The 12,032-nt window shown below is 45.6% G+C and carries 10 protein-coding genes; 8 read left to right on the forward strand and 2 right to left on the reverse strand.

What is annotated here, in order from left to right; all coding sequences use genetic code 11:
• The first annotated feature begins 22 nt into the window (after window positions 1–22).
• The 5 genes from DWX43_RS11585 to DWX43_RS11605 all read left to right on the forward strand — a co-directional run bounded on the left by DWX43_RS11585 (window position 23) and on the right by DWX43_RS11605 (window position 5,984).
• On the forward strand, window positions 23–1,039 hold the full coding sequence (locus DWX43_RS11585) for an alpha-hydroxy-acid oxidizing protein (RefSeq protein ID WP_118620379.1): 1,017 nt from the start codon (window positions 23–25) through the stop codon (window positions 1,037–1,039).
• Window positions 1,040–1,278: 239 nt separating this feature from the next.
• Complete coding sequence (gene nrdD / locus DWX43_RS11590; RefSeq protein WP_109730479.1) at window positions 1,279–3,399, forward strand: anaerobic ribonucleoside-triphosphate reductase; 2,121 nt, start codon at window positions 1,279–1,281, stop codon at window positions 3,397–3,399.
• Window position 3,400: 1 nt separating this feature from the next.
• Window positions 3,401–3,892 (forward strand): anaerobic ribonucleoside-triphosphate reductase activating protein, encoded by a 492-nt coding sequence (gene nrdG / locus DWX43_RS11595; protein ID WP_109730478.1) that lies wholly within the window; start codon window positions 3,401–3,403, stop codon window positions 3,890–3,892.
• Window positions 3,893–3,908: 16 nt separating this feature from the next.
• The gene (locus tag DWX43_RS11600) at window positions 3,909–4,433 is read left to right on the forward strand and encodes a deoxyuridine 5'-triphosphate nucleotidohydrolase (RefSeq protein ID WP_118620380.1); all 525 of its coding nucleotides are present in this window, start codon (window positions 3,909–3,911) and stop codon (window positions 4,431–4,433) included.
• A gap of 183 nt (window positions 4,434–4,616) precedes the next feature.
• Entirely contained in the window at window positions 4,617–5,984 is a 1,368-nt protein-coding gene (locus tag DWX43_RS11605) for a spore germination protein (RefSeq protein WP_118620381.1), read from the forward strand.
• 44 nt (window positions 5,985–6,028) lie between these two features.
• Here the strand turns inward: DWX43_RS11605 and DWX43_RS11610 are convergent, their stop codons facing one another.
• Window positions 6,029–6,913: a type II CAAX endopeptidase family protein gene (locus DWX43_RS11610; protein WP_182440672.1), complete on the reverse strand. Its 885-nt coding sequence runs from the start codon at window positions 6,911–6,913 to the stop codon at window positions 6,029–6,031.
• Window positions 6,914–7,071: 158 nt separating this feature from the next.
• Here DWX43_RS11610 and DWX43_RS11615 point away from each other — a divergent pair, with 158 nt between their 5' ends.
• From DWX43_RS11615 to DWX43_RS11625, 3 genes are read left to right on the forward strand one after another with little or no spacing between them, the layout of a single operon-like run.
• Window positions 7,072–7,887, forward strand: a complete 816-nt coding sequence (locus DWX43_RS11615; RefSeq protein WP_109730474.1) for a TraX family protein — start codon at window positions 7,072–7,074, stop codon at window positions 7,885–7,887.
• Window positions 7,888–7,940: 53 nt separating this feature from the next.
• On the forward strand, window positions 7,941–9,359 hold the full coding sequence (locus DWX43_RS11620; RefSeq protein WP_330582247.1) for an MATE family efflux transporter: 1,419 nt from the start codon (window positions 7,941–7,943) through the stop codon (window positions 9,357–9,359).
• Window positions 9,360–9,376: 17 nt separating this feature from the next.
• Complete coding sequence (locus tag DWX43_RS11625) at window positions 9,377–10,240, forward strand: DegV family protein (RefSeq protein ID WP_118620383.1); 864 nt, start codon at window positions 9,377–9,379, stop codon at window positions 10,238–10,240.
• 92 nt (window positions 10,241–10,332) lie between these two features.
• On the opposite strand, the gene DWX43_RS11630 is transcribed toward DWX43_RS11625, so the two are convergent.
• Entirely contained in the window at window positions 10,333–11,697 is a 1,365-nt protein-coding gene (locus tag DWX43_RS11630; RefSeq protein ID WP_118620384.1) for a sodium-dependent transporter, read from the reverse strand.
• Between the last annotated feature and the right edge of the window lie 335 nt (window positions 11,698–12,032).

Below are 12,032 nucleotides of genomic sequence, written 5' to 3' on the forward strand. Positions count from 1 at the left end.
GAAAGAATGAGAGGGTAATAAGATGGAATACAGTGAAGTAATTAAGAATGCAAGAACATGTATCGGACCATACTGCAAGGCGTGTAATGTCTGTAACGGCGCGGTCTGTAAGGATACGATGCCCGGACCCGGCGCAAAGGGCGTCGGCGACCTGGCTGTCAGAAACTATACAAAATGGCAGGAAGTACGCATCAACATGGATACGATCTGTGAGCAGAAGCCTGTCAAAACAAAAATCACACTTTTCGGTAAAAAATTCAGCAGCCCGTTCTTTGCGGGACCGGTCGGAGCCGTAAAGTTACATTATGGTGACAAATATACAGACCAGGAGTATAATGACATTCTTGTGTCTTCCTGTGCACAGAATGGTATTGCAGCCTTCACAGGGGATGGCACAAACTATCAGGTTATGATTGAAGCCACAAAGGCGATCAGCAATTTTGACGGAATGGGCATTCCGACAGTGAAACCCTGGGATCTTGGAACAATCAGGGAAAAGATGGAGCTGGTAAAGAAATCAGGGGCTTTTGCAGTGGCAATGGATATTGATGCGGCAGGCCTCCCGTTTCTGCAGAATCTGAACCCACCGGCAGGCAGCAAGTCTGTGGAAGAATTAAAAGAGATCGTAAAAATGGCGGAGATTCCGTTTATTTTAAAAGGAATTATGACTCCGAAGGGCGCCCTGAAAGCAAAAGAAGCCGGAGTACAGGGGATTGTCGTATCGAATCACGGCGGACGCGTTCTGGACCAGTGCCCGTCTACGGCTGAAGTTCTTCCATCTATCGTCGAAGCAGTGGGCAGCGATATGAAGGTTTTCGTTGACGGAGGCATCCGCACGGGAACCGATGTCTTCAAGGCACTGGCACTTGGAGCAGATGCGGTACTGATTGCACGTCCGTTTGTGACAGCTGTTTACGGCGGCCAGGAAGAAGGCGTTGCAGCATATATACAGAAGATTCAGGCAGAACTGAAAGACACAATGGCGATGTGCGGGGCGTTTTCACTGGATGAGATACAGAAGGATATGATCTGGAAATAAGGGGGAATGGGCCTGATGGTGCGCCAACCCTGCAAAGCATAAAATGACACAAAATGTCACCCTATTTTTTCGCCAAAATTTTACCTCATTCCTTCTTCCTTTTTTGTGAAAGATTTTGTATTGACTCTTCATGTAAAGTGGTGGTACTATTTACAGTATTGATACATGATATAGTTTGTTGTGGGATAAATACATACTAAATATAGAATATGATCACATTTGAAGGGAGAAATTACTGTATGATGCACGTGGTAAAAAAAGATGGGACAAAAGAGGATTTCAATGTACAGAAAGTGGTAGTGGCGGTGAATAAGTCCGCCTACCGTGCTTTGATAAAGTTTACGGATGAGGAGCTGGACTATATCTGCCAGTTCGTGGAAGATAAAGTGGGCTCTATGCATATCAATGATATCCCAATTGCTGAAATGCACAATGTCGTGGAGGGCGCCCTCGAGAAGGTGAACCCGATCGTCGCAAAAAGTTATCGGGACTACCGGAACTATAAGCAGGACTTCGTCCAGATGCTCGATGAAGTATATAAGAAGAGCCAGTCCATCATGTACATCGGGGACAAGGAAAACAGCAATACCGACAGTGCCCTTGTGTCCACGAAGCGAAGTCTGATTTTTAATGAACTCAACAAAGAATTATATAAGAAATTTTTCCTGACAGTGGAGGAGATTCAGGCAATCCGCGAAGGCTACATCTATATTCATGACATGTCAGCAAGAAGGGATACGATGAACTGCTGTCTGTTCGATGTAAAGAGCGTTCTGAACGGCGGCTTCGAGATGGGGAACCTCTGGTATAACGAGCCAAAGACGCTGGATACTGCGTTTGATGTAATTGGTGATATAGTGCTGAGTGCGGCAAGCCAGCAGTATGGCGGGTTCACGGTTCCGAGTGTGGATGAGATTCTGGAACCTTATGCAGAAAAGTCCCACAAGAATCTGATAGAAAAATACAGGGGCTTAGGACTTCCTGAGGAAACGGTACAAAAGGTTGCATGGTCGGATCTGGAAAAAGAGATGGAGCAGGGCTTTCAGGGATGGGAGTATAAGTTCAACTCCGTATCTTCCAGCCGTGGCGACTATCCGTTTATCACAGTTTCTGCCGGAACACGTACAAGCATTTACGGCAAGCTTGCTACAATCAAGATGCTGGAAGTGCGCAGGAAAGGACAGGGCAGGGAAGGCCATAAGAAGCCGGTCCTGTTCCCGAAGATTGTTTTCTTATATGATGAAAACCTGCACGGCCCGGGCAAGCCGCTCGAGGACGTATTTGAAGCAGGAGTAGAATGCTCCAGAAAAACAATGTACCCTGACTGGCTCAGCCTGACAGGGGAGGGATATGTACCAAGTATTTACAAGAAATATGGCAAAATCATAAGCCCGATGGGATGCAGGGCATTCCTTTCACCGTGGTATGAGAGGGGCGGTATGGAGCCGGCAGACGAAAAGGACACACCTGTCTTCGTGGGACGATTTAATATCGGTGCAATCAGCCTGCACCTTCCAATGATCTATGCGAAGGCACAGCAGGAGAGCAGGCCGTTCCATGACGTGCTGGACTACTACATGAATCTGATCAGGAGGCTTCACCAGAGAACCTATGACTATCTCGGGGAGATGAAGGCATCCACAAATCCGCTTGCATACTGTGAAGGCGGATTCTATGGCGGCCATCTCGGCTTATATGATAAGATTAAGCCACTGCTGAAGTCTGCAACCGCTTCTTTCGGGATCACGGCACTGAATGAACTGCAGCAGCTTCATAACAAGAAGTCTCTGGCAGAAGACGGGGCTTTCGCAGTAGAGACTTTGAATTATATTAATGAAAAAGTGAATGAGTTTAAGAACGAGGACGGGCACCTGTATGCAATCTACGGAACGCCGGCAGAGAATCTGTGCGGCGTCCAGGTACAGCAGTTCCGGAAAAAGTACGGAATCATAGAGAATGTATCTGACAGAGAGTATGTCAGCAACAGTTTCCACTGCCATGTCAGCGAGGATATTACCCCGATCGAGAAGCAGGATCTGGAAGGACGTTTCTGGAATCTGAGCAACGGTGGAAAGATCCAGTATGTAAAGTATCCGATCAGCTACAATACAGATGCCATAAAGTCTCTGGTCAGAAGGGCGATGGCAAAAGGATATTATGAGGGCGTGAACCTGTCACTGTCCTACTGTGACGACTGCGGACACGAGGAACTGGATATGGATGTCTGCCCGGTATGCAATAGCACGAACCTGACGAAGATAGACCGGATGAACGGCTATCTGTCTTATTCCAGAGTAAAAGGCGATACAAGACTCAACGATGCTAAAATGGCGGAAATTGCAGAAAGGAAAAGTATGTAACATGCAGTACCATAATATAACAAAAGACGATATGCTCAACGGGGATGGACTGCGCGTAGTCCTCTGGGTGGCAGGATGCTCCCACGGATGTACAAAATGCCATAACCCTGTGACATGGGACCCTGAAGGGGGAATCCCATTTGACGGGGAGGCTAAAAAGGAATTATTTGAACAGCTTGAAAAGGATTATATCAGCGGAATCACATACAGCGGCGGAGACCCTTTATTTATTAATAACAGAGAGAGCATTACTGCGCTTGCAAGAGAAGTCCGGGAGAGATTCCCACAGAAAACACAGTGGCTTTATACGGGTTATGAGTGGGATGAAATCAAAGATCTTCCAGTCATCCCATATCTGGATGTACTTGTTGACGGAAAGTTTGATGTCACGAAGAAGAACACCCAGCTTCATTGGAAAGGAAGCGAGAACCAGAAAGTAATTGACGTACAGAACAGTCTGAAGAAAGGGCTGATCGTCCTGCACGAATCATAATAGAGGAGAAAGACACATGCAGAGAATAGCAAAATTTCATAAAGTAAGCTTAGAACAGTTTACAAAAGACTGGATTGATACCTTCGGACTTGAGGACGAGGCGGATCTGGAGGAAATATACGAGGGAATAAGGCTTCCGAAGAGGGCGACAGCAGGTTCTGCTGGCTATGATTTTTATGCCCCGGTACGGCTCGTTGTGGAGCCGGGACAGACTGTGAAGGTGCCTACAGGTATCCGTGCAGAGATGGAACCCGACTGGGTTCTCAAATGTTATCCGAGGAGCGGGCTTGGATTTAAGTACAGATTACAGCTGAATAATACAGTCGGAATCATCGACAGCGACTATTTTTATTCGGACAATGAAGGGCATATATTTTCAAAAATCACGAATGACACGAACGAAGAGAAGACCGTAGATATCGGCAGGGGCGAAGGCTTCATGCAGGGAATCTTTTCAGAATACGGCATCACAGTAGACGATGATGCCACAGAAACCAGAAACGGCGGTTTTGGCAGCACGACCGTAAAAGGACAGGCTTAGTAGTCATATTGCTATTTGGTTAAAGGTATAAAAACAGGGTTTCGGGAGCGGACCCCTGTTTTTTTGTCCCCTGTTTTTTGTATAATTCAGGAACAACTGGGGATTCTACCCATAGATGTTTTGCTTAGCAGGGTACGAAAACCTGTAAAGGGCAGAGATTAGACAAGAAGGGGTAGACATACTATGATAGAAAAAGATACGAAAAAGGTCAGCAGTTCTTTTCAGGAAAACATTGATTACATGAATCAGGTACTGCCGGTACAGGAGAGTTTCGATATCCTTCAGAGGGACATGCTCATCGGCGGGAAGATGGCTTCTTTCTATTTTATAGACGGATTCACAAAGGATGAGACAATGCTAAAGATCATGACTTCTTTCTTCGGGGTGACGGCCGAGGCAATGCCGGAAGATGCGACAGCCTTTGCCCGTCAGTGCATACCTTATGTGGAAGTGGATATCATAGCAGATTTTGACCAGGTCATCCGGAACATCCTGTCAGGCGTTACCTGTCTGTTTATCGAAGGGTACGAGGTCTGTATTGCGATAGACTGCCGCACTTATCCTGCAAGAGGCGTGGAGGAGCCGGACAAGGATAAATCGCTGCGCGGTTCCAGAGATGGATTCGTTGAAACGATTGTATTCAACACGGCCCTGATGCGCAGGCGTATCCGTGACCCACACCTGATCATGGAAATGATGGAGGCAGGACAGACAAGCAGAACCGATATCGCCCTCTGCTACATGTCCGACCGTGTAGACAAGGAACTCCTTAAAAATGTGCAGAACCGGATCAGCCAGCTTCAGATCGATGATCTCAGGATGAATCAGCAAAGTCTTGCAGAAGCCATGTTTAAGAGAAAATGGTTCAATCCGTTTCCAAAATTCAAATTTACGGAACGCCCGGATACAGCCGCTGCGTGCCTGCTGGAGGGGAAGATCGTAATCATGGTGGACAATTCCCCATCGGCAATGATTCTTCCAACCTCCATTCTGGATATGATCGAGGAGGCAAATGATTATTATTTCCCGACACTGACAGGTATATACCTGAAGGTATCGAGGGCACTGATTACAATACTGACCGTATTCTTAACACCGGTATTCCTGCTTTTTATGCAGAATACAAAATGGATTCCTGATGTTTTTGCATTTGTAGCAGTAAAGGATACCGTGAATATCCCCCTGATCTTCCAGCTGCTGATCCTGGAGCTTGCAATTGACGGACTCAGGCTTGCCGCCCTCAACACACCGAGTATGCTCAGTACACCACTCAGTGTTATTGCCGGCCTTGTCATGGGAGAATTCTCGGTGAAGTCGGGCTGGTTTAACTCAGAGGTCATGCTGTATATGGCATTTGTCGCGGTTGCCAACTATACACAGCCTAATTTTGAGCTTGGATATGCACTAAAATTTATGAGGCTGATGCTTCTTGTCCTGACGGCATGCTTTAACCTCGTTGGTTTCATAGCAGGATGCATATTCATTGTATGTTTTCTTGTATTTAATAAAACGTTGTCAGGACGGAATTACCTGAATGTAAAACTGCAGTAGGAAGTTATAAGTATAAAAAAAGGATGCTCAGGCATCCTTTTTTGCTATAGTGTAAGTTTTGCATCTGCAGTACAAGATAACTTGTTCCTTGCCGCGGCACTTCTCTTATAGAGCAGTAAGCCACCTGCGGTAAGTAAAATGGTGACAGCAAATATTACCATATTGACGAAGGAACTGCTGCTGCCTACAATGAGGAAAACTAAGAACGTTCCCCAGAAATTGAACAGCATATGGAAACCAATCGAGAGATAAATGCTTTTCCCGTAATGGAAGATCAGGCCGCAGAAAATACCTACGAGGAATGCATAAATCCCCTGCACGATGTTCATATGATACACACCGAACAGAAGCGCCTGAAAAAGATTGGCAGCCCAGAACGGCAAAGCTTTTTGTGCATAATACAGCATAACACCGCGGAAGATGAGTTCCTCACAAACCGGCCCGATAATGACCGAATAAAGGACGAGCAGCAGTGTGATATCATTCATTCCGGCTGTCTCAAGCAGGTCGGTATAGGCTTTAAGCCAGTCCGGCTTTAAATACGCAGTAAAATTAATCAAAAAAGAGGACAAGTATTGAAGCGATGCAGCCAGGATAACGAGGGCCGCCAGCATACCCGGCCGTACAACCTGTGAAATCCTGCGTCTCGGAACGCGGCGTGGTGTGGATGCAACCTTATACCATGTTCCAAGCAAAAGGACAGTAATCATCGAGTAAATTACCATGACGGCTGAATTAAACTGCGTACCAAGCAGCGCATTATAAAAAAGCTCTGAATTGAAGCTGAGCGGCGACTTCAGATACACAGAAAGGAACAGAAAGAACATCCCTATAAGCGAGGCGGCGACCTGAATTACTAAGGCGGCAATAAAGGGAAGAAATGCGATGAGTATGAATCCTATTTTTTTTAGTGTTTCCCGTGTTTTCATGGGACCTCCTGATTCCGGAAAAGAAAATATCCTGTTATTCATAATACCCAGTATACCACAAGTTAAAAATACGTTCTATATAGAATCCTTATTTAAGTTGTGATATACTGTTACTGTTGCTGCGCTATATTTTACAGCTGAATAAAAAGGGGAGAAGTATGACAGAAAGACTAGGACATGGAATAAAGACTTTTACCGGTACACAATTAAAATGGATTGCAATGATTTTGATGCTGATTGACCATACGGCCGCGGTCGTATTGGCCAGCTGTATGGCATCATCAGCTTCGCCGGGAACGGCAGCTATCGTGATTTATTATATCATGCGGATACTGGGGCGCCCGGCATTTCCCATTTTCTGTTTCTTACTTGTTGAAGGATTTCATTATTCGCATGACAGGCGGAGATATTTGTTAAATCTCACAATATTTGCACTGGTTTCAGAAATTCCTTTTGATCTGGCAATGGAAGGTACAATACTTGAATTTGGGGGACAGAATGTATTTTTTACGCTTTCCATCGGTCTGGCGGCAATCTGGCTGATCGAGCATTTCGAAGGAAAGAAAATTCTGCAGTTCCTAAGCGTTTTTGTATGTGCTGTGCTGGCGGAACTCTTATCTACGGATTATGCTTCGCTTGGCGTTCTTTTGATAGTCATTTTTTATGAATTCCGGAATCAAAGGTGGAAACTATTTGCAGTGGGTACGGCATGGCTGTGGCTGGGGGCCTGCCTGAATAATCTGATAAATATCCATATTGGACTGTATCCGGAAGAAATGTGGGGGACTGTACTGACTGCAGTGATGAAAAATGGTGTTCTGGAGTTGTTCGGGGCACTGGCATTTTTATTTATCAGCCAGTATAATGGCAAAAGGGGAAAGTCACTCCCCAAATATTTCTTTTACGCATTCTATCCCGGGCACCTTCTGATCCTGTATGGTATAGCAAGGCTGGTTACGGGTACGGGGATGTGAGTGCAGGCTTGGACCGGCATTGTTAAAAATGAACAGAAAAGAGGTAATTTTACTTGGAAGAGAATCAGAAAAATGGAAATGAAAAAGATGCGAAAAACATGAAGCAGGATGAAAAGCTTGGAACTGCGCATCTGGGAAAATTGATTGCAGAGATGGCCCTTCCGGCCGTTGCCGCCCAGATCATCAATGTTTTGTATAATATTGTAGACAGAATCTATATCGGGCATATTCACGGATACGGGGATATGGCGCTGACAGGGGTGGGCGTGACCTTCCCTATTCTGATGGTAATCTCGGCGTTCAGTGCATTCGCAGGTATGGGAGGGGCCCCTCTGGCATCGATCCAGCTCGGAAAGAAAAACTATAAAGAGGCGGAGAAGATTCTGGGGAACAGTGTCGGCCTGCTGCTGATCTTCTCGGTACTATTAACTGTCCTGTTTTCCGTCTTTAAAACACCTGTTTTATATGCATTCGGAGCCAGTGACCAGACAATCATCTATGCCAGAGAATACATAAGCATCTATCTGCTGGGAACCGTATTTGTACAATTTGCCGTGGGCCTGAATACTTATATCAGTGGGCAGGGAAACGCAAGGACGGCGATGATGTCTGTCCTGATCGGGGCAGTGACCAACATTATACTCGATCCGATCCTGATCTTTGTATTTGGAATGGGTGTGCGCGGGGCCGCTCTGGCTACAATCATTTCGCAGGCAATCAGTGCGGCATGGGTGATCCGGTTCCTGACCTCTAAAAAGAGTGTGATCAGGATCCGCAGAAAATACATCCGGCTGAATGCAAAGACGGTGGGCAGCATAGCGGCTCTCGGGGTTTCGCCGTTTATCATGCAGAGTACGGAGAGCCTTGTCATGATCACGCTAAATTCAGGTCTGCAGAAATACGGCGGGGACCTCTATGTGGGAACCATGTCCATCATGAGCAGTATCATGCAGCTGATTGTTGTTCCCGTGCAGGGAGTGTCACAGGGAGTGCAGCCGATCATGAGTTATAACTATGGCGCCGGAAAACTGGACCGTGTAAAGGGGGCCTTTATCAGGATGGTGTCCGTCTGTCTGGCAGCGACAGTTATACTTGCCGGAATTGCAATTGCCAGACCAGAGATTTATGCCAGAGTATTTACGGGAAATAAAGAACTGATTTCTCTGACCTGCTCCGTTATGCCGGTTTATTTTCTGGGAATTACGATTTTCGGTATCCAGATGGCGTGCCAATCCACGTTTCTTGCACTTGGTCAGGCGAAGGTATCTCTTGTCATTGCACTGCTGCGTAAAGTGATTCTGCTGATCCCGCTTGCAATTACATTACCGAAATTTATGGGAGTCATGGGAATTTACAGGGCGGAACCGATTGCAGACTTCACTTCTGTGGCCGTCACAGTGATACTCTTTATCATTACTGCAAAAAAAATTTTGCGTAAGGATGAAAAAGATGATATGATAGGAGAAGCTTAAAACACAGGAGGGAAGATATGAGAGAATTTGTAGTAACAGTGAACAGTACCGTAGATTTGCCGAGAGAGTGGGTGGAGGAAAGAAATGTTCCGGTCATCCCTTTAAAATATACAATTGACGGTGAGACATATACGGATATGTATGGTCTTACGGGCAAGGAATTTTTTGCAAAATTGCGGGAAGGCAAGATGTCAGTGACATCACAAGTGAACCCGGATGAGGCAAAAGAGGCCCTTGAACCAATCCTCAGGGAAGGAAAAGATATTCTCCACCTTGGATTTTCTTCGGGGCTTAGCGGCACATATAACAGTATGAGGATCGCAGGCGAAGAACTGGCAGAGGAATATCCGGATGCGAAGATTATCATCATTGATACACTCTGTGCGTGTATGGGAGAAGGGCTGCTGCTTTACAAGGTCCTTCAGATGAAGGATGCAGGAAAAGGAATTGATGAGATCGCACAGTGGGTGGAAGAGAATAAACTCCATGTCTGCCACAATGTTACGGTAGATGACCTGAACCACCTGCACCGTGGCGGCCGTGTTTCAAAGGCATCGGCGATCGTGGGCACTATGGTACAGATCAAGCCGATCATCCACGTGGATAATGAAGGAAAGCTGCAGGTTATTGCGAAAGAGCGCGGAAGAAAGAAATCATTGAACAAGATTGTAGATATGGCTGCGGAACAGTCCAAAGGCTGGGATAACGATATCGTTATGATTACACACGGAGACTGTATTGAGGAAGCAGAGTATGTTGCAGAACTCGTAAGAGAGAAGATGGGTGTGAAAGAGGTTATGATCAATAACATCGGAACCGTAATCGGAAGCCATACAGGCCCCGGCGTTCTCGCAGTATTCTGCATGGGAAATAAAAGATAATCATGCTGCATAGCCCGCTGTCTGCGGGAATTAAAAATGGATGGACATACCTTAGGGGTGTGCCATCCATTTTTTTGCCGTCTGTATTATGATTAAAGCTTGAAAAATTCAAATCCCATAGTGCCTGCCACAGACGTAATCAGAATCGCAATCAGGAAGATTGGGGCGATCCAGCGGATCATAATGGTGAAAAGCCTTTTGCTTTTGAACTTTGCGCCGCCTATAGATGCTTCCTCAATTATTGTCTTCGGCTTGATGACAAATCCCACAAAGATACAGGTAAATAACGCAACGATCGGCATCAGCACACTATTGCTGATAAAGTCCATAAAATCAAGAACGGACATTCCGAGCGGCTGGATGAAGTCCCAGATACCGAATCCAAGTGAAGACGGGATTCCCATCAGCAGTACATAGGCTGTCACAAGAATACAGGTAAACTTTCTGGTCCATTTGAACTTATCCATAAAAATTGATACGATTGTCTCCATCAAAGAGATCGCAGATGTCAGGGCCGCAAAGAATACGAGAACGAAGAATACCGTACCGATAAACCCACCCATCGGCATGCTCGCAAATACTTTCGGGAGTGTGATAAACATTAGTCCCGGACCGGCGCTGAGCGCTGACTGGTCCCCACCTGAGAATGTAAATACAGCCGGTACGATCATAAGCCCTGCAAAAAATGCAATACCCGTGTCAAAAATCTCAATCTGTCTGACAGAACTTTCCAGATTGGTTGTTTTTTTCATATAGGAACCGTAGGTGATCATGATTCCCATCGCCAGTGACATAGAGTAGAAGAGCTGTCCCATCGCGGCGAGGAGCGTTTTGACAGAAAAATTGGACATGTCAGGCATGATATAGTACTTCAGGCCTTCCATAGCTCCGTCCATTGTCATGACATAGATAGAAATTCCAACCGTCAGGACAACGAGGACCGGCATCAGGAATTTGCTGACATTCTCGATTCCTTTTTCAACACCAAAAATAACAACTACAGCCGTTAAGATAACAAACAGTACAAACCAGATGATCGGACTCTTTACACCGCTGATAAAATCGGTGAAATAAGTGTCGCCTGCGGCTGCTTTCGTACCTCCCGTGATGAATGTGCCGAAATACTTGATTACCCATCCGCCGATAACGGAGTAATAAGGAAGAATAATGATTGGCACAATAGATGCCAGAATTCCCAGAAAGCCAAAACGCTTATCCAGTTTCTTGAATGCGCCTATGGCGCTCAGGCCCGTCTTGCGGCCAAGTGCAATCTCGGCTGTCATAAGAGTGAATCCAAAGGTAACGGCAAGAATAATATAACATAGTAAGAATGTTCCCCCGCCATATTTGGCAACAAGGTATGGAAAACGCCATATATTCCCCAAACCTACGGCAGAGCCGGCGGCAGCCAGTATGAAGCCGATTTTGCCAGTAAAATTACTTCTGCTTTCGTTCATGTAGTAAAACCTCCTCAATTTCTGTTCCTTAATAATAGACATTAATAGCTACATTATGACATGAAGAAGCATGAAATACAAGCAAAATCGTTTTTGCGGGGCTCAAATTTCCGACACTTAAAACATAAACCTGTCATTCTATCCTTGACACACTTTTATAAGTGGTATAAAATGACAGAAGTGCAAAAAGTCAAGAAAAAAGGTGATAAGAAATATCTTGACAAAATGCAGAGGGTATGTTAATCTAATATCTGCGTGAGGCAAAAAACAAAGCAGAGTATCCACTCTCACCGTAGCACAATTGGGTGACTACCGGTTTGATATTGAAGCTATCA

Origin of the sequence: Clostridium sp. AF19-22AC (assembly GCF_003479085.1) — a bacterium.
GTDB classification, from domain to species: domain Bacteria; phylum Bacillota; class Clostridia; order Lachnospirales; family Lachnospiraceae; genus Faecalicatena_A; species Faecalicatena_A orotica.

Bases quoted from the DNA above. Each gene is read 5' to 3' on its own strand.
- DWX43_RS11585 (WP_118620379.1), top strand. From the start codon at position 23: ATGGAATACAGTGAAGTAATTAAGAATGCAAGAACATGTATCGGACCA.
- nrdD (WP_109730479.1), top strand. From the start codon at position 1,279: ATGATGCACGTGGTAAAAAAAGATGGGACAAAAGAGGATTTCAATGTA.
- nrdG (WP_109730478.1), top strand. From the start codon at position 3,401: ATGCAGTACCATAATATAACAAAAGACGATATGCTCAACGGGGATGGA.
- DWX43_RS11600 (WP_118620380.1), top strand. From the start codon at position 3,909: ATGCAGAGAATAGCAAAATTTCATAAAGTAAGCTTAGAACAGTTTACA.
- DWX43_RS11605 (WP_118620381.1), top strand. From the start codon at position 4,617: ATGATAGAAAAAGATACGAAAAAGGTCAGCAGTTCTTTTCAGGAAAAC.
- DWX43_RS11610 (WP_182440672.1), bottom strand. From the start codon at position 6,913: ATGAAAACACGGGAAACACTAAAAAAAATAGGATTCATACTCATCGCA.
- DWX43_RS11615 (WP_109730474.1), top strand. From the start codon at position 7,072: ATGACAGAAAGACTAGGACATGGAATAAAGACTTTTACCGGTACACAA.
- DWX43_RS11625 (WP_118620383.1), top strand. From the start codon at position 9,377: ATGAGAGAATTTGTAGTAACAGTGAACAGTACCGTAGATTTGCCGAGA.
- DWX43_RS11630 (WP_118620384.1), bottom strand. From the start codon at position 11,697: ATGAACGAAAGCAGAAGTAATTTTACTGGCAAAATCGGCTTCATACTG.